The organism is Agarivorans aestuarii (genome assembly GCF_019670125.1).
In the GTDB taxonomy this organism is placed as follows: Bacteria; Pseudomonadota; Gammaproteobacteria; order Enterobacterales; family Celerinatantimonadaceae; genus Agarivorans; species Agarivorans aestuarii.
In genome coordinates this window covers 4671035-4687452 of sequence record NZ_AP023033.1, presented here as the reverse complement: position 1 = coordinate 4687452, position 16418 = coordinate 4671035, and the positions used below count along the sequence as shown (strand labels likewise).

At 41.3% G+C, this 16418-nt stretch carries 20 protein-coding genes; 12 read left to right on the top strand and 8 right to left on the bottom strand.

Translation table 11 applies throughout. From position 1 onward, the window contains the following. Positions 1-127 precede the first annotated feature (127 nt). From K5609_RS21685 to K5609_RS21645, 9 genes are all read left to right on the top strand, one after another. On the top strand, positions 128-886 hold the full coding sequence (locus tag K5609_RS21685) for an amino acid ABC transporter substrate-binding protein (RefSeq protein ID WP_221075439.1): 759 nt from the start codon (positions 128-130) through the stop codon (positions 884-886). After that, entirely contained in the window at positions 886-1554 is a 669-nt protein-coding gene (locus tag K5609_RS21680) for an amino acid ABC transporter permease (protein ID WP_246611917.1), read from the top strand. The genes K5609_RS21685 and K5609_RS21680 overlap by 1 nt, the downstream gene beginning before the upstream one ends. A 2-nt stretch (positions 1555-1556) precedes the next feature. Next, on the top strand, positions 1557-2303 hold the full coding sequence (locus K5609_RS21675) for an amino acid ABC transporter ATP-binding protein (protein WP_221075438.1): 747 nt from the start codon (positions 1557-1559) through the stop codon (positions 2301-2303). Positions 2304-2520: 217 nt separating this feature from the next. Beyond that, the gene (gene rpmH, locus K5609_RS21670; protein WP_016400276.1) at positions 2521-2655 is read left to right on the top strand and encodes a 50S ribosomal protein L34; all 135 of its coding nucleotides are present in this window, start codon (positions 2521-2523) and stop codon (positions 2653-2655) included. 4 nt (positions 2656-2659) lie between these two features. Then, positions 2660-3013 (top strand): ribonuclease P protein component, encoded by a 354-nt coding sequence (rnpA, locus tag K5609_RS21665; protein WP_084681699.1) that lies wholly within the window; start codon positions 2660-2662, stop codon positions 3011-3013. Further along, positions 2983-3237 (top strand): membrane protein insertion efficiency factor YidD, encoded by a 255-nt coding sequence (yidD, locus tag K5609_RS21660; protein ID WP_152785067.1) that lies wholly within the window; start codon positions 2983-2985, stop codon positions 3235-3237. The genes rnpA and yidD overlap by 31 nt, the downstream gene beginning before the upstream one ends. 8 nt (positions 3238-3245) lie before the next feature. Continuing rightward, entirely contained in the window at positions 3246-4886 is a 1641-nt protein-coding gene (gene yidC / locus K5609_RS21655) for a membrane protein insertase YidC (RefSeq protein ID WP_221075437.1), read from the top strand. 89 nt (positions 4887-4975) lie between these two features. Then, positions 4976-6340: a tRNA uridine-5-carboxymethylaminomethyl(34) synthesis GTPase MnmE gene (gene mnmE, locus K5609_RS21650; protein WP_221075436.1), complete on the top strand. Its 1365-nt coding sequence runs from the start codon at positions 4976-4978 to the stop codon at positions 6338-6340. A 170-nt stretch (positions 6341-6510) separates the two neighbouring features. Continuing rightward, a complete protein-coding gene (locus K5609_RS21645) occupies positions 6511-6798 on the top strand; it encodes a hypothetical protein (RefSeq protein ID WP_221075435.1) in 288 nt (95 codons plus the stop codon). A gap of 287 nt (positions 6799-7085) precedes the next feature. On the opposite strand, the gene K5609_RS21640 is transcribed toward K5609_RS21645, so the two are convergent. From K5609_RS21640 to K5609_RS21605, 8 genes are all read right to left on the bottom strand, one after another. Continuing rightward, on the bottom strand, positions 7086-7643 hold the full coding sequence (locus tag K5609_RS21640; RefSeq protein ID WP_221075434.1) for a recombinase family protein: 558 nt from the start codon (positions 7641-7643) through the stop codon (positions 7086-7088). Positions 7644-7844: 201 nt separating this feature from the next. Further along, a complete protein-coding gene (locus K5609_RS21635) occupies positions 7845-8066 on the bottom strand; it encodes a hypothetical protein (protein WP_221075433.1) in 222 nt (73 codons plus the stop codon). 282 nt (positions 8067-8348) lie between these two features. Continuing rightward, entirely contained in the window at positions 8349-8684 is a 336-nt protein-coding gene (locus tag K5609_RS21630; RefSeq protein WP_137673550.1) for a hypothetical protein, read from the bottom strand. A gap of 544 nt (positions 8685-9228) precedes the next feature. Further along, the gene (locus K5609_RS21625) at positions 9229-9387 is read right to left on the bottom strand and encodes a hypothetical protein (protein WP_221075432.1); all 159 of its coding nucleotides are present in this window, start codon (positions 9385-9387) and stop codon (positions 9229-9231) included. Positions 9388-9460: 73 nt separating this feature from the next. Next, on the bottom strand, positions 9461-9799 hold the full coding sequence (locus tag K5609_RS21620) for a hypothetical protein (RefSeq protein ID WP_137673549.1): 339 nt from the start codon (positions 9797-9799) through the stop codon (positions 9461-9463). Positions 9800-9827: 28 nt separating this feature from the next. Next, positions 9828-10499, bottom strand: a complete 672-nt coding sequence (locus K5609_RS21615; protein ID WP_221075431.1) for a DUF7424 family protein — start codon at positions 10497-10499, stop codon at positions 9828-9830. A gap of 36 nt (positions 10500-10535) precedes the next feature. Continuing rightward, positions 10536-10712, bottom strand: a complete 177-nt coding sequence (locus tag K5609_RS21610) for a hypothetical protein (protein WP_221075430.1) — start codon at positions 10710-10712, stop codon at positions 10536-10538. Positions 10713-11072: 360 nt separating this feature from the next. Next, on the bottom strand, positions 11073-11504 hold the full coding sequence (locus K5609_RS21605; protein ID WP_221075429.1) for a TetR/AcrR family transcriptional regulator: 432 nt from the start codon (positions 11502-11504) through the stop codon (positions 11073-11075). A gap of 357 nt (positions 11505-11861) precedes the next feature. Here K5609_RS21605 and K5609_RS21600 point away from each other — a divergent pair, with 357 nt between their 5' ends. Genes K5609_RS21600 through K5609_RS21590 form a run of 3 tightly spaced genes read left to right on the top strand, consistent with a single transcriptional unit; the run spans position 11862 to position 16388 of the window. Beyond that, on the top strand, positions 11862-12164 hold the full coding sequence (locus K5609_RS21600; RefSeq protein WP_137673546.1) for a hypothetical protein: 303 nt from the start codon (positions 11862-11864) through the stop codon (positions 12162-12164). 30 nt (positions 12165-12194) lie between these two features. Then, entirely contained in the window at positions 12195-13265 is a 1071-nt protein-coding gene (locus K5609_RS21595) for an efflux RND transporter periplasmic adaptor subunit (RefSeq protein WP_137673545.1), read from the top strand. Between the two features lie 48 nt (positions 13266-13313). Beyond that, complete coding sequence (locus tag K5609_RS21590) at positions 13314-16388, top strand: efflux RND transporter permease subunit (RefSeq protein WP_221075428.1); 3075 nt, start codon at positions 13314-13316, stop codon at positions 16386-16388. Positions 16389-16418 lie beyond the last annotated feature (30 nt).

The window sequence follows — 16418 nt, the reverse complement described above, 5'->3', positions numbered from 1 at the left end:
TGTGAATAAAATTCGTCAAGCCAGATAACAGCTTAGTTATTTGATATAACCACAGCGTATTTGTGCATCTACTGCGGTTGAACTAGAATTTTTACCCATACGAAACTACAGATACAGAAGAATAGAAATGAAACTACTAAATAAATCACGATTGCTACTTGGTTTACTGCTAGTTAGCCTAAGTCCTTGGTCAGCATTTGCACAAGATACCGTTAAAGTAGGTATGTCTGGTCGTTATTTTCCTTTCACTTTTGTAAAGCAAGATCAGCTGCAAGGCTTTGAAGTTGATGTTTGGAATGAACTAGCCAAACGTAATGATTGGAAAGTGGAATTTGTTACCGCCAACTTCTCTGGCCTATTTGGCATGTTGGAGACAGGTCGCGTAGATACTATTTCTAACCAAATCACTATTACCGACGAACGCCAAGCTAAATACTTATTCTCTCATCCTTATGTGGTGGATGGCGCGCAAATTGTAGTCCGTAAAGGCAATAGCGAGATTACTAGCATTGACGATCTAAAAGGTAAGAAAGTTGCAGTAAACCTTGGCTCTAACTTTGAACAGTTATTAAGAAAACACGACACTGAAAACCAAATCAAAATTGCTACTTATGATACCGGTATTGAGCAAGATGTAGCCTTGGGTCGCTCAGACGCATTTGTAATGGACCGCGTATCGTCACTAGCATTAATCAAGAAATCTGGTCTACCCTTAGCGCTAGCTGGTCAGCCTTTCGAAACCATCGAGAATGCGATGCCATTTAAAAACAATGAAGCAGGCCAAGCTTTACAAGCTAAAGTTAATGCTAGCCTAGAAGCTATGCAGCAAGATGGCAGTCTAAGCGCAATTTCTCAAAAATGGTTTGACGGAGACATCACAAAATAATGTCTACATTTGACTTCGGTTACATGTTAGAGCTGTTCCCAATACTGTTTAAATATTTGGGAACCACCATGGAAATGGCTGCAGTTGCAGCCGTTTTTGCGTTAGCGCTTGCGCTAGTATTGGCTCTATTTCGTGTATTTAAGTTGCCACTGCTTAATCAATTTGCAGTGGTATTTATCTCATTCTTTCGTGGTACCCCGCTGTTAGTACAATTGTTTATTTTGTATTACGGCTTACCTCAGGTATTTCCAATACTGATTGGCTTAGACGCATTTAGCGCTTCGGTCATAGGATTAAGCTTGCACTTTTCTGCCTACAAAGCAGAAAGCATTAGAGCAGCTATTAACTCTATTGATAAAAGCCAGTGGGACGCTTGTTATGCCTTTGGCATGACTCGGCTACAAGCTTTGCGCAGAGTAGTGCTTCCGCAAGCTCTACGCACCGCTCTGCCCTCGTTAATGAACTACCTTATCGATATGATTAAAAGTACCTCTTTGGCCTTTACTTTAGGTGTGGCTGAAATCATGGCTAAAGCACAAATGGAAGCCTCTAGCAGCTTTAAGTTCTTTGAAGCATTTTTAGCGGTAGCACTTATTTACTGGGCAGTTGTTGCGGTATTTACCCAGCTACAAAACCTGGCTGAAAAGCGATTATCTAAGGCCTACTAACAATGATAAAAATAACTAATTTAAGCAAAAGCTTTGATGGCCAAAATGTACTTAACGGCATCGATTTAGAGGTAAAAGAAGGCGAAGTTGTAGCTATCATCGGCCCATCAGGAACTGGTAAATCAACTTTTTTGCGCTGCATAAACCATCTTGAGCAACCCGACAGCGGCACCATTAGTGTTGATGATTTAACTGTAGATGCCACAAACCACCAGCAAAAAGAGGTGCTCGCACTACGCCGTAAATTGTCTTTTGTTTTTCAAAACTACTCGCTATTTGCCAACCTGAATGCTGAGCAAAATGTTGCCGAAGCTTTAGTTACCGTTTGGAGGAAACCGAAAGATCAGGCGCTCAATAGTGCAAGAGAAATTCTAAAAGATATTGGCTTAGCCGATAAAACCAAACACTACCCTAGCCAATTATCTGGTGGGCAACAGCAACGCATTGGCATTGGCCGTGCCATGGCTACTCACAGTAAGGCTATTTTATTTGATGAACCCACTTCAGCATTAGACCCTGAATGGGTGGGTGAAGTACTTGAGCTGATTAAAAAGCTGGCCGAGCGCAAGCAAACCCTAATTATTGTTACCCACGAAATGTCCTTTGCCCGAGAGGTCGCCGACCGCGTGGTGTTTATGAGCGATGGAACCATCGTAGAACAAGGCAGCCCGGAACAACTATTTAACCATGCAAAAGATCCGAGAACTCAACAGTTTATCTCGCGCATTGTTAAACGTAATGAGGGCTAATTTAATTGATCAGTTGCACCTATATATAGGAGCACTATAATGCCGCCAAAGATCCGCAGGATCTTTTCCACAACAGTATTTAAGATTAAGCGATATTTCGTTTGACTTAGAAGAGGTGAATGATTAGAATTTCGCCTCTTTTTTACCCGGTGCGCCTACCATTTTGGTTAATTGCACCGACTGTACAGTAAAAAACTAGCTAGCAAGAGTAATAAATATGAAACGTACTTTTCAACCAAGCGTACTAAAGCGCAAGCGTAGCCACGGTTTCCGCGCTCGCATGGCAACAAAAAACGGCCGCCAAGTTTTGGCACGTCGTCGCGCTAAAGGTCGCGCAAGTCTGTCTGCATAATTAAGTGCAAAGACATTCTTTTAGCAGGGAGTTACGTTTGTTAACTCCCATGCATTTCAAACATGTATTCTCCAACCCCGTTCGTGTGGGTACCCCCCAACTCACTATCCTTGCCAAAACCAATACTCTAGAACACCCTCGTCTAGGTTTAGCTGTTTCTAAAAAAAGCGTTAAACTAGCGGTAGGTCGTAATCGAATTAAACGTTTGGTAAGAGAAAGCTTTCGTCTACATCAGCACAAGTTGCCCGCAGTAGATATAGTGGTTATTTCCAAGAACGGTATTTCAGACTTAGATAATAAAGACCTGACCAAGCTTCTGGAGAAATCATGGCGAAGACTAACGCGCCGTTGCGAATAATCGCAATTATGCCAATCAAGGCTTATCAATACGTGATAAGTCCTTTGCTTGGTCCGCGCTGCCGGTTTACGCCAACATGTTCAGATTACGCGATTGAAGCAATTAATTTGCATGGTGTGTTAAAAGGTAGTTGGTTAGCAAGCCAACGTCTATTAAAATGCCATCCTCTACATCCTGGCGGACATGATCCGGTTCCAGGTTCCAAAAAAACCAATAGTGATTAACTAAAATTATGGAATCTCAACGCAATTTACTGATAATTGGGTTGCTGTTTGTAAGTTTTCTTATATATCAGCAATGGCAAAAAGACTACGGCCCACAGCCTGTAGTAACTACTGCTACCAATACTGTTACCGCAACTGGTACTACTGCAAATGGTGATGTGCCAGCCAGTGCTTCATCTCACGACGATTCAGACTTAACGCAGGCTACCGCTGTAGGTCAGTTAATCACGGTTACTACCGACGTACTTAAACTTAAAATTAGCGCCCAAGGCGGTGATATAGTAAGTGCCGAACTATTGGCATACCCAATAGAAGAAGACTCAAGTGAACCTTTTGTACTGCTAGAAGAAAGCCCTAACTTCACTTACGTGGCACAAAGCGGCTTAATTGGTCGTGATGGCCCAGATGCTAGTGCCAATGGTCGCCCAGTTTACCAAGTTAGCAGCAACAGCTTTGAGTTAGCCGACGGCAAAGATGAACTGGTTGTAGCATTTAACTACCAAGATCAAAACGGTAACGTATTTACTAAAAACTTTACCCTTACTCGTGGTAGCTACGACGTAAACGTAGACTTTCAAGTAAGCAACAAAAGTGACTCCAACCTAAGCTTGCAACTATACAGCCAGCTTAAACAAACCGATAAAGAGCATAGCTCTAGCATGGTAATGCCGGTTTATCGTGGTGGTGCTTACTCTAGCGAATCAACTCGTTACTCAAAGTACAGCGTTAAAGACATCAAAAAATCTAACCTAAATGAAACCACTACCGGTGGTTGGGTTGCGATGATGCAGCACTACTTTGTAACCGCTTGGTTGCCAAACGAAGGTGATACCAATGAGTTATATTCAAACAGCGGTAACGGTTTTGTATTCATGGGCTACAAAGCACCTTTACAAACCGTTGCACCTAGCGAATCAGCAACTTTAACTAGTTCGCTATGGGTTGGTCCTAAACTGCAGAAGCAAATGGCTGAATCAGCAAAACACCTAGACCTTACCGTAGACTACGGCTGGTTATGGTTTATTGCACAGCCACTGTACAAACTACTCACCTTCTTCCACAGCATTGTAGGTAACTGGGGTGTAGCAATTATTCTTATCACCTTCACCGTAAAAGGTTTGTTGTACCCGCTAACTAAAGCGCAATACACCTCTATGGCGAAGATGCGTTTACTGCAACCTAAAATGGCTGCACTGCGTGAGAAGTACGGCGACGACCGTCAGAAAATGTCGCAAGGCATGATGGAGCTATACAAGAAAGAGAAAGTAAACCCCTTAGGTGGTTGTTTCCCTATCTTGCTACAAATGCCTATCTTTATTGCCTTGTACTGGTCGTTAATGGAAAGCGTAGAACTGCGTCATGCTCCATTCTTTGGCTGGATTACCGATTTATCGGTACAAGACCCATTCTACATCTTGCCTATCTTGATGGGTGTGAGCATGTTCTTCATCCAGAAGATGTCTCCAACTACCGTAGCCGACCCAATGCAGGCTAAAATTATGCAGTTTATGCCAGTAATCTTTACGGTATTCTTCTTATGGTTCCCAGCAGGTCTAGTACTTTACTGGTTGATGAGTAACGTGGTTACGCTAATTCAGCAAACTATCATCTACCGGAACCTTGAGAAAAAAGGATTGCATAAACGCTAAGCACAAAGTTTAGCAACAATGCTAAAATGCCATTCAGTGAAAGCTGAATGGCATTTTTATTTTCAGCACTAAAAGTAGAGAGAGTGAGCATGAATTCAAATGATACTATTGTGGCGCAAGCTACTGCGCCAGGTCGTGGCGGCGTTGGCATAATTAGAGTATCAGGTCCCCTAGCACAAGATGTGGCCGAAAAGCTGTTAGGTAGATGCCCCGCTCCTCGCTACGCCGATTACTTACCGTTTAAGAGCCTTGCTGGCGATACACTCGACCAAGGGATTGCACTGTACTTTAAAGGGCCAAATTCCTTTACCGGTGAAGATGTACTAGAACTACAAGGCCACGGCGGCCCGGTAGTAATAGACATGCTAATTCGCGAAATTTGCCAATTAGATGGTTTACGCATGGCTCGCCCAGGTGAGTTTAGTGAGCGCGCATTTCTCAACGACAAGCTTGATTTAGCCCAAGCAGAAGCCATTGCAGACCTTATTGAAGCCACCAGCGAACAAGCTGCCAAAAGTGCCCTGCATTCACTACAAGGTGAGTTTTCTAACAAGATCCACAGCTTAGTAGAAAACGTGACTCGCCTGCGCATCTATGTTGAAGCCGCTATTGATTTCCCAGAAGAAGAAATCGACTTTTTAAGCGACGGTAAAGTACAAGCCGACCTATATGCCATTATCGAAGAATTAGCATTAGTACAAAACCAGGCGCGCCAAGGCTCCTTGCTACGCGAAGGCATGCGAGTGGTCATTGCAGGCCGCCCCAATGCCGGTAAATCTAGCCTACTAAACGCCTTAGCAGGTAAACAAGCCGCTATTGTTACCGACATAGCTGGCACAACCCGCGACGTTCTGCGTGAACACATTCACATCGATGGCATGCCGCTTCATATCATCGACACCGCTGGCTTGCGCGACGATGCCGATGTGGTTGAACAAATTGGTATCGAGCGAGCTTGGGAAGAAATCAATAATGCTGATCGGGTATTGTTTATGGTGGATGGCACCACCACCGATGAGCTAGACCCACAAAAAATCTGGCCAGAGTTTGTAGCTAAACTGCCAACAAACATGGGCATGACCGTGGTACGTAACAAAGCCGATGTAACAGGCGAAAGCATAGAAGTAGTGATGGACCATGGCCACCCAGTTTATAAACTCTCTGCTAAAACCGAGCTAGGTTTGGCAGAGCTAAAAGACCACCTAAAACAATGCATGGGTTTTCAAGGCAATATGGAAGGTGGCTTTATGGCGCGTCGTCGCCACCTTAACGCCATCGAACTTGCCGCAGAACACTTAGACAATGGCAAAACTCAACTAGAAGTTTATCAAGCAGGAGAACTGTTGGCCGAAGAACTGCGCTTGGTACAACAACACCTAAGCGAAATTACCGGCGAGTTTAGCTCTGATGATTTGCTCAGTCGCATCTTCACTAGCTTCTGTATCGGAAAGTAAAGTGGGCAAATAAGGGAAATTAACGGCAAACAACGACAACTAAGCTACTGATTTTATTAGATCTCACTGTTCGTTAGTTTTCATTGTTTTCCGTTATTTTCTAATTATGGTCCCCAATTGGTCCCCATGACACGATGAAACCGTGATTTGGGGACCAATTGGGGACTAAAATGAAAATTTCTATTGAAAAACGTACACTTAGAGCAAACAAAACAAGAGCTTTACGACTTATTTATGATTACGGTTATATCTCTGACTTAAAGGGTAAAAATCGGCGAAAAAAAACCTATGAAACGCTCGATTTGTTTGTTTATGACCAACCAAAAACATCTCAACAACGCCAGCATAACAAAGAACATCTGCTTCTCGCTGAAATCATCAAGGGCAAACGACTGGTTGAATGGCAATCTCAAAAGCATGGTTTTGAAGATAACGGATTAAAAGGGGTTTTCAAATGATTCGCTAACTCTAAGCCTAACAATTACAGCAACGAATATAATACAGAACTAAAAACCCCTTGTTATCTCATCAAATGACTTACCGATATATCGTTAAATAGATTAGTAATGGCTTTAGCAAATAATTCAGCCAAATGAAGGGGTGTCCAGTATTGGAGCCCTAATTGGGATCCCAATTAGGGTATTCCTAGGAAGTAAACCAGAAGGGTAATGTGTCTATTGTCTCCCTCATAAACTTGAACCAATAGACCTAATTAGTAACACTAAAAAATGAATCAATGGTTTATTCATTCGTTCATTTTCTTCAAAGCTCGCTGTACGCTAGATAAGCTAATACTTAGCTCCTTAGCGATCTTTCTGTAGCTTAAACCTGCGAGCCTCAACTCCACTACAGCGTCTTTATTAATTGTACTTTTTCGCCCTTTGTATACACCGCGCTTTTTAGCTAATGCGATGCCCTCGGCTTGCCGCTCTCGAATCATAGCGCGTTCAAATTGATAAATAGCGCCTAATAGGGTGAGTAGGAGTTGGTTCATAGGATTCGAACTATCAGCGGTAAAGACTAAATTTTCCTTGTGGAAGTGTAGTGATACCCCTTTAGATAGGAACAGTTCGACGAGGGTGAGTAGATGCCCTGTATTTCTAGCTAAACGTGAAATGTCATGAACGTGAACAACGTCTCCAGATCGAATATGTGCAAGTAGCCCGTCTAATCCAGGTCGCTGTTTAACAGAGCCAGAGATGCTGTCTTCAAACACAGTATCAAGCTCTAACCCATGTAACTGCCTCAAAGTTGACTGCTCGATCGTACTAACCCGTCGGTATCCAATATTTTGTCCTTTCATACGTCACCTGTATTCAATTACGTCTAGAGTGAATGAAACGTTCGTGTTCAAAACGTTATATCCACCCTATTGAATACGGAAACCAAGATCTAACAAATGTGGTCACTTGGGTATACTCAAAATATAGTGTTAATGCTAAAAATCGGGATGACAGAAGAAAAGTAGACAAATTTGATCAATTGTTCACTGATAATATAGAGCTTAATTTTTATGCCATGGTTTGAACCCTATGCCAATTAAGTAACTTAGACCTGCTGTTATAAAAGCTGGAATACCCAAGGCCATTAAAACCATAACTGGGTATGCCCACCAGAACACATCGTCGTGACGGATATTAACAAACCCGGCCACAAGAAAACCGATTGAGGTTAGGTAGCCAATAGCACTAAGTACATTGATAAGACGTTTAACAAAACTATTCATACTTATCTCTTTCTACTACGAACATCTCTTCAATTTGTTTGATCATCTTGTTGTGAGACTTAACGATGCTGTTGTGTATTGTTCCTGTGATGATTAGAAGTATTGCGCATGCGGCTGATACTCCGGAAAATGCGAACCAATCTACATGATGCAGTTTTAGGCCTGTAAATAGGAATACTAAGCTTAAGTAAAGTAGGCTATAGCCTATGTTTAATCTAGCTGAGTTTTTCATAGTGGGGATCTCTTGCTTAAAAAGGTCTCCGTAGAGGCCATGATTAGTTATTATTGGCTAGCTGCTTTGAATGCTTTGCCTGCATCCGAGATTGCTTGGTCTACTTCTTTACATGAACCAGTTACCCTAGCAGAACGTTCTTTTAGCAATGAATCGCTAGCATCTTTATCACCGTTCAGTTCAGCCGATACAATAGGGGCCATCATAGCCATTCCCATAGCCATACCTAAATCGGCCATTGAATCGACTTCACAGTTATTCTTAAGATAAACGTAATTAGCCATATAACTCATTGCCGCTTCCCCTTTCGGTGATAACTTGGTTTCACCACAACCCGTTAGAACAAGAGTTGTTGTAAATGCTGCGAAAGTTAATACATTTTTCATGTGTGCGGTTTCCATTTAGTTGGATTGGCCTCAAACGAGACCGTAGTTATAGAGTTAAATTTGTTATGAATGTTATTACTGGTTCAGCATCAAAACCGCATACAAGCAGCAAGGTTGCCAACAAGTTGTACTTCATTTGTTCCCCGCTATTGGATGCCTAACATCTATAGACTCATATACATAAAAAGGTTGTGGTTACTTGGCACTTCAAGCAATTAGTAGTGTTTAATTATCTGGTGGGTTGATCATTCAGAGCCGCAGTGTCTTTACTACTGGGTTATAGCTAACGAATGCGCCTTGGTTTTCGTCCCTGATTTTTTTCTGTTTTGAATCAGGGGTTGCTTTGGCTTCGCTAATACATAGGCCTAGCGTTAATAGAGTTACTATTACGAAGTAAGCTATGACATATTTAGTAATTGCTAACATGTGTTGTTTTCTCTCTGGTTTATTGCCGCCCCCACTATTGAGTGGCTATTACGCTTTACTTAGCGCCATACACTTCAGGTCTTTAATTAGTAGCAACGTTGTAAACAATCGTTTGGGTTTATGTGGGTGAAAAACCTTTGATAATGGTGGTGTGAACGTGGCTAGAAGTAGTGGCAGGGATCAGTTTTGGATTGGCTGAAAATGCTTTAACCGGCATAAATGCTGCTACCAGCCAAATAACGATAATTGTTATTTGAAGTATTCTAAGTGCTTTCATTTTTATGTCGCCCTGGTTATTTGAGGCTAACTATTTAGTTAGATGGTTAGTTAGCCATTCGAAGAGTTAGTTATTAAGATTTAGGGCGGGTAAACAATACAAATAAGCCTAAAATGATGTCACCTATAACCCAAATGCCTGATATAAGCATTGCCCCGATACCCGTACCAATAGCTGCCCCTGCTGCCTCGGCACCTTCTAAACTATCCATAGTAGTGGTTGCAGCGTCCATACCTGCAAACATCCACCAAGCCATAAATATGTTAAATAAGATGAACGACCACTTGATTAGCTTGCCGAAGATAGAGCGTTTAGGCTTATTGATTAATGAGCCACAGCCAACACATTTATGAGATGTTGAAGCTATTTCTTTTGAACAAGTTGGGCAGTTTATTAAAGTAGTTTTAGACATTGTGTTCTTCTTGGTTAGATAGGTTTAACTATTTAGTGATTGTTGCGAAATGTGTGTAACCATGAGTAGTGAGGGCATCAGCTCCAACTGAGCCAGTTCTTATGTAGAACGAGCCTTTAGGTTTAATTGTGTAGCCTGCTTCTTGATACGGCGTGAAGCTTTTTCCTGTATAGATATAGACACCTTTCGAACTTGCTTCTACTAATTCAGTTGTATCGTTTACTAGCTTTACGTTAAAGGTTGGTTCAACTGAATCAAGTTCACCTGTGCGGGCTTTCAAGCGTTGTTTGAGCTTATCAGATACCATAAGCAACACTTTACCGTCGGCTAAACCTAAGCCTAATTCACGTTTATTCTTTGAACTATTCATGCCCCCTTGTTTCGTGATCAATTGGGTTTCGATGTTATATGTAACAATTGAATCGAATGCGTACTTGCTAGTTGCTTTGCATGATACAAACTCATGCTCACGGGCAAACAAGTTCCACATCATTCCATTTGCTTTACTCAATGAATCGGACTCGGCACCTGTTTCGCGGTCTTTACATGAACCATCGATGGTAATTTTTGCTTGAGAAGTAATGACCGTATCGTTTAGCTCTAAGTTGCTAACTTGGCTAATGTTTACAGGCACGATAACCTCGGCATCGCAGCCAACTAGGACAATAACTAACGCTGATAAGGCGAGCAATTTATTCATGTTTTCTCTCTGTTCGGTTTTCCCTCTTTCGAGGGTTTAGGGTTTGCTATTTGCTAAATCTTCCATACTATCTATTTCACAATTGTCCTTTAGATAGTTGTAGTTAGTTAAATAGTTAACAGCAGCTTCACCTTCGGCTGATAATGTAGGCTCACCACAACCGGTTAGTATTAGAGCGAAAGATAGCGCTGTAATAGCTAATATGTTTTTCATTTTGATACTTCTCTATGGATTAAACAGCGCCCAGTTCAAGAGCGACTTGCTTTGCTTGTTTCCAACAATCTTACTGCTGAAACTTAGTTGCAAACTTTGCAACAAAACTACGACACCTCACAAAAAGGACGACATCCTTTTTATATTGTGTTGTATGAAAATGGTTGTCAAGAAAAATCACTTTAAGCATCGAAACTTAAATTAGGAGCTACCAATATGAGTGTTAACCATTAGCAAATACTTAAGTACTCAAGCTGATGATTCAACCGAAACCAAGTTTGAGAAAGTTTGGTTTCGGTTAATTAGTATGGGAGTTATTCGAATGTTTTTAAGGAAGCGGGGGGAACTTTACGCGCTTTTTTAACTGTTTATAACGGAAAATCCAACACACATATACACACACCGCTTAACATCTTCCGGGTGCCCATTGATGGTATCGAATAAACCTTTTACACCGTCTAACTTTGGGATGATTGGTCCCACAGACAATATAGCCGCTTTAAATTGTGCGTTTGTATTGAACGAATCCACCCAAGAATTATAAAAGTCGGTGGTGGAGTCAAAATTAAGAGGCTCTTTAATCATTTGAATGTAAATCGGCGCTAGCTGTGCTGCTATGTCAGATTTTCTCTTAAAATGGGCATTAATCCCAGACTTAGAAATGCCCGCCGTTTCAGCTATATGTACAAATGTAGCTTTATCAAACCCTTCACTCATGGTTATTTTTAAGGCTGCATCAATAATCTTAGCTCTGGTTCGTTCCGATTTTATACTCATTAAATTGGCCGGCATTTTGTTGTAACTCTTTGTCACTATGTTTTTCAATAGTAGCACTAGCAATATTTACTTTACTAGACCGGCAAGACTTTTGACCTATACGATTCTTTTGAATTGATGATCATAAAATTAAAGCAACCTTTGTGTAAAAGTTAGTCAAAAATCTGTTGACCCAGCAGCAGCATCACTCTATTATCCACCCACAAAAAGGACGCCGTCCTTTTTTTGTGAGTGGATAATAGAAAGCTAGTGTACTAACTCACTTCTTGCCCTATTTGCATAACCAAAAACTCACCTTGCTAAGAAACCTCAAAGGGGTCTTACATTTCTCACTCAATAATGGCCACAGTGCTTGGTCTATATGGAAAAAGAATGAAAAAATTTATTGTTTTGTTGGCCTTAATGACTCCTATGTTGGTTAACGCCAGTGAGCAAAAAGACGCAGGAAAAACCTTTGCGCAAATAACCGCCTGCCATTTAGCTGGTGAGATAGATAAATCAGATAAAGATGCAGCAAACTTTAAAGTGATAGCTAGGTACAAAATTGCTAGCCGTAACCATTGGTGGAAAAAAGACATGAAAAGAGCACAAGAGAAGGAGTTCAGACGCTTAGACAATACCAACAAATTAGAACTCGCAATTATGTGCGGCATCATCGAAAACAAGTGGTTATAGAACAGTTATCTATTTTAAAGGGGGTTAAAAATGTTTCATAGCGCGGGTTTTCGACTGATAACGGTAACTGTTTTTATAGCGGGTATGCTTGCTTGTAATGGTGAGGACTCTATGCGTCCACTAAATGAAGATGTTCGTCCCGTAAAAATAATGAAAATTTCAGTTGCTGGCGACAAGGAAGTATCTATATTTCCAGCAATCATTAATGATAATCGCCTTGTTGATTTAAGCTTTACATCAGGCGGTAAAGTTATTTCTCTTCCGGTAAAAAATGCACAATTCGTGAAAAAAGGAGAGGTGATTGCAAGCCTTGACCAACGCGAACTGAAAAATAGCCTAAACAAATTTAAAGCTCAATTTAGAAGTGCCGAAATTGAGTACAATAGAGCGCGGCAATTATCTAAAAACAATGCTATTTCCCAAAGCGCTTTGCAAGAACGTTTAACTGAACGCGACGTAAAGCAATCCCAATTAGACAGTGCCCTACAAGCCATAAATGATTCTGTTTTAACCGCGCCATTTGATGGCGTTATTGCTAAAAAAATGGTCGATAATGGGCAAACCGTATCAAGCGCTCAGGCTATAGTGAAGTTTATTGGCGGCGATACTCAAGAAGCATCTATCGACATGCCAGCAAACTATTTAGCGGAATTATACCAAAGCACAAATAAGCAAAATAATACCAACACTTTTATTGTTCTTGATATTGCCCCAGAGAGAAAAATTGCCGCTTATTATCGAGAAGCCACCTTATTGGCAGATAGCGCAACACAAACTTATAACATTACTTTTGAGTTTTCAGCTCCTAGCAACTTGTTAGTTCTTCCAGGAATGAATGCAACCATCGAAATACACACGTTGGCAGACCATTCGGAAAATCACCCCCTAATACCATTAAGCGCAATAACAAGTGATGGCAGTGATGCTTACGTTTGGGTAGTAAATAGTGAAAACATGACGGTTACGAAACGGAAAATACACATAGCAGAAGGTGTTGGTGAAATGCTCGCTGCTACATCAGGAATAGCAAAAGATGAACTAATAGTCAGTGCGGGAGCTACCTACTTATACGAAGGGATGAAGGTAAGAAAATGGAAATAATCTTATTGAGTCATTTTGTAAAAGTTATCCGTGAGCAGGCGAGAACTAATGAATATTGCTGAATTTACAATAAAAAATACAGTGTTGAGCGTTATTGTTATGTTGTTAACAATAGTTGGTGGATGGCATGCCTATCAAAACATGGCGAGGTTCGAAGACCCTGAATTTACGATTAGACAAGCTGTTATTGTTACTAGCTATCCTGGCGCAAGCCCTCATGAAGTCGCGCTGGAAATTACCGAGCCTTTAGAAAAAGCCATTCAACAGTTAGCCGAAGTAAAGACTATTGAATCTGTTTCAACCTATGGAAAGTCTGAAATAAACGTAGAAGTAAGATATGACGCGTCAAAAACTCGAAGTGATTTACAGTTAGTTTGGAACAAACTGCGTAATAAAATCAGTGATATTTCGTCGGCTTTACCAACAGGCGCCGGTAAACCTTATGTGGCAGATGACTTTGGTGACGTATTTGGTCTGCTCTATTTTGTAACGGGCGACGGTTATTCAAACGCTGAGTTAAAAAAATACGCAAAAACCTTACAGAGTTCATTGCTACAAGTAGACGGTGTTGCTCGAGTTACCCTTGACGGGTTACAAAAAGAAGCCATTTATGTCGAGATATCGAATCAAGATGCTAAAAGGTTAGGCTTAGCTATTTCTAATGTTGTTAGCCTACTGTCTCAACAAAACGCAGTGGTTTCGTCGGGTAACGTTAAAGTTGGTAATAAGCGCTTAGTTATAGACCCAACCAATGTTGTTGACTCGGTTGAGTCGTTTCAAAACCTCCTTATAAGCACCGACGCAGACGGTAAACTTATTTATCTCAAAGACATCGCGCGAGTGTGGCGCGGTTATAGCGAACCAGAAGAAAAAGAATATCTATATAACGGTAAACCTGCTGTGGCTATTGGTATTTCAGGCCTACTAGGCAGCAACATCGTAAAAATTGGTTCAGATATTGACTCCAAGATAGCAGAAACCAAAAACCTAAGACCACTAGGAATTGAATTACATGAGTTTTATCACCAAGGTAAAATTGTCGATTCGTCAGTTGAAAACTTTGTAGTGAATGTGATTGCGGCACTGGTGATAGTGATTGTAACCCTGCTTATTTTTATGGGCTTTAAGTCAGCCATTGTTATTGGCGCGATTTTGCTTTTGACTATTTTTGCCACACTTGCAACGATGAATTTTGTTGATATTCCTATGCATCGCATTTCATTAGGTGCGCTCATTATTGCCTTAGGAATGATGGTAGACAATGCGATTGTTGTCACCGAAGGGATATTGGTAGGTATTTTAAATGGTACTAAAAAATTAGCCATTGCCAAACAAATTGTTAAACGCTCAGTTTGGCCTTTGTTGGGAGGAACACTAGTAGGAATTATAGCTTTTGCTCCCATTGGCTTCGCCCCTGGTTCAACCGCAGAATATACCGGTCACCTGTTCTGGGTAATCCTTATTTCTTTAATGTATAGCTGGTTATTTGCTATTACTTTAACGCCGCTATTCTGCTTCTGGTTGTTCAAAGAATCTTTGGGTGACAATCTTAGCCAACAAACAGATAGCCGCTTCTCTACATTATACAAAAAACTACTTTACGCCACTCTCCAGCAACGCTTTATTGTTGTGGTGGGAGTTGTTGCGCTGTTTTGTGCCTCTGTATGGGGATTCCAATTTGTTAAACCGGGCTTTTTCCCTGCTTCTACGACGCCTATGTTTGTTGTTGATTACTGGCTTCCACAAGGAACCGATATTTCTAAAACAAAGAAAGATATAGAAAGCCTAGGGAAGCATATTCAGTCTTTAGAAGGAGTTAAAACTGTGCAAGCGTCGATTGGTGGAGGCGTACCACGTTTCATGCTTGTATATGCCCCAGAGTCACAAAACTCTGCTTACGGCCAATTATTAATACGCACCCAAGATGACAAAGTTATCGATGGGTTACTTGTCGATATTCAACGCTATATTGATAACGCCTACCCTGATGCCCAAGGTAAAACATGGAAGTTTGTATTAGGACCTGGTGGAGGTTCACGCATAGAGGCAAAATTTAGTGGCCCTGCTCCTAAAGTATTGCACCACCTTGCTGACCAAGCCAAAGCAATAATGGCCGAAGATGGTAAAGCCTTATCTATTAAAGATGATTGGCGGCAAGCTATTAGCGTAATCGAGCCTATTTACGCAGTTCAAGCAGCCCAAAGAGTAGGTGTATCTAGAGAAGACTTAGCCTCAGCGCTAGAGACTAACTTCTCAGGAATGAGAATAGGTACCTACCGCGATAACGATGAGCTGATCCCAATTATTGCCAAAGCACCGAAAGCTGAGAGCAACAGCGTTACCGATATCAAAAACTTACAAGTTATTAGTTCTATCACCGGAGCCAGCGTACCTATTGGTCAAATAACTAACGGGTATAGAACGGTTTGGCGTGATGGTTTAGTAAGGCGAGTTGACCGCCAATGGGAAATTAAGGCGCAGTCAGATCCTGTTCCCGGTGAGCTTACAACCGATCTATTCAATCGCATAAAACCAAAAATTGAAGCGATTGACCTCCCAGAAGGTTACGCCTTGAAATGGGGTGGAGAGTATGGAGATTCTAAAGAATCTAATGACAATTTAGCATCAACCATTCCATTAGGTCTTATTGCGATGGTGATTACTGTTTTTGTGTTGTTTGGCTCGGTGAGGCAACCAATAGTTATTTGGCTGGCAGTACCTTTGGCCTTGATCGGAGTGTCTACAGGCTTGTTAGCCACAGGAACACCAATGGAGTTTATGGCTATTTTGGGCCTTCTGTCGTTGTCTGGCTTACTAATTAAAAATGCCATTGTGTTGGTTGACCAAATTGATTTAGAAATTATTGAAGGGAAACCAAGGCACGATGCTGTTGTTGACGCAGCGGCCAGCCGAGTTAGACCCGTAATGATGGGAGCATTAACCACAGTGCTAGGGGTTATTCCTTTATTCTTTGACGCATTCTTTAAATCGATGTCAGTTGTATTGGTATTTGGGCTTACTTTCGCGACCTTACTCACCTTAATTATAGTGCCTGTACTTTATGCCATTTTCTTCAACATAAAAGCTACTGAAAGTACAAAAAATCTTAATTTAACCCTCTAAAAAAGAGTCACTAAAATATCCATTCAGGCT

Coding starts and splice junctions, on each gene's coding strand:
- K5609_RS21685 (WP_221075439.1), top strand. CDS start 128: ATGAAACTACTAAATAAATCACGATTGCTACTTGGTTTACTGCTAGTT.
- K5609_RS21680 (WP_246611917.1), top strand. CDS start 886: ATGTCTACATTTGACTTCGGTTACATGTTAGAGCTGTTCCCAATACTG.
- K5609_RS21675 (WP_221075438.1), top strand. CDS start 1,557: ATGATAAAAATAACTAATTTAAGCAAAAGCTTTGATGGCCAAAATGTA.
- rpmH (WP_016400276.1), top strand. CDS start 2,521: ATGAAACGTACTTTTCAACCAAGCGTACTAAAGCGCAAGCGTAGCCAC.
- yidD (WP_152785067.1), top strand. CDS start 2,983: ATGGCGAAGACTAACGCGCCGTTGCGAATAATCGCAATTATGCCAATC.
- yidC (WP_221075437.1), top strand. CDS start 3,246: ATGGAATCTCAACGCAATTTACTGATAATTGGGTTGCTGTTTGTAAGT.
- mnmE (WP_221075436.1), top strand. CDS start 4,976: ATGAATTCAAATGATACTATTGTGGCGCAAGCTACTGCGCCAGGTCGT.
- K5609_RS21645 (WP_221075435.1), top strand. CDS start 6,511: ATGAAAATTTCTATTGAAAAACGTACACTTAGAGCAAACAAAACAAGA.
- K5609_RS21640 (WP_221075434.1), bottom strand. CDS start 7,643: ATGAAAGGACAAAATATTGGATACCGACGGGTTAGTACGATCGAGCAG.
- K5609_RS21635 (WP_221075433.1), bottom strand. CDS start 8,066: ATGAATAGTTTTGTTAAACGTCTTATCAATGTACTTAGTGCTATTGGC.
- K5609_RS21630 (WP_137673550.1), bottom strand. CDS start 8,684: ATGAAAAATGTATTAACTTTCGCAGCATTTACAACAACTCTTGTTCTA.
- K5609_RS21625 (WP_221075432.1), bottom strand. CDS start 9,387: ATGAAAGCACTTAGAATACTTCAAATAACAATTATCGTTATTTGGCTG.
- K5609_RS21620 (WP_137673549.1), bottom strand. CDS start 9,799: ATGTCTAAAACTACTTTAATAAACTGCCCAACTTGTTCAAAAGAAATA.
- K5609_RS21615 (WP_221075431.1), bottom strand. CDS start 10,499: ATGAATAAATTGCTCGCCTTATCAGCGTTAGTTATTGTCCTAGTTGGC.
- K5609_RS21610 (WP_221075430.1), bottom strand. CDS start 10,712: ATGAAAAACATATTAGCTATTACAGCGCTATCTTTCGCTCTAATACTA.
- K5609_RS21605 (WP_221075429.1), bottom strand. CDS start 11,504: ATGCCGGCCAATTTAATGAGTATAAAATCGGAACGAACCAGAGCTAAG.
- K5609_RS21600 (WP_137673546.1), top strand. CDS start 11,862: ATGAAAAAATTTATTGTTTTGTTGGCCTTAATGACTCCTATGTTGGTT.
- K5609_RS21595 (WP_137673545.1), top strand. CDS start 12,195: ATGTTTCATAGCGCGGGTTTTCGACTGATAACGGTAACTGTTTTTATA.
- K5609_RS21590 (WP_221075428.1), top strand. CDS start 13,314: ATGAATATTGCTGAATTTACAATAAAAAATACAGTGTTGAGCGTTATT.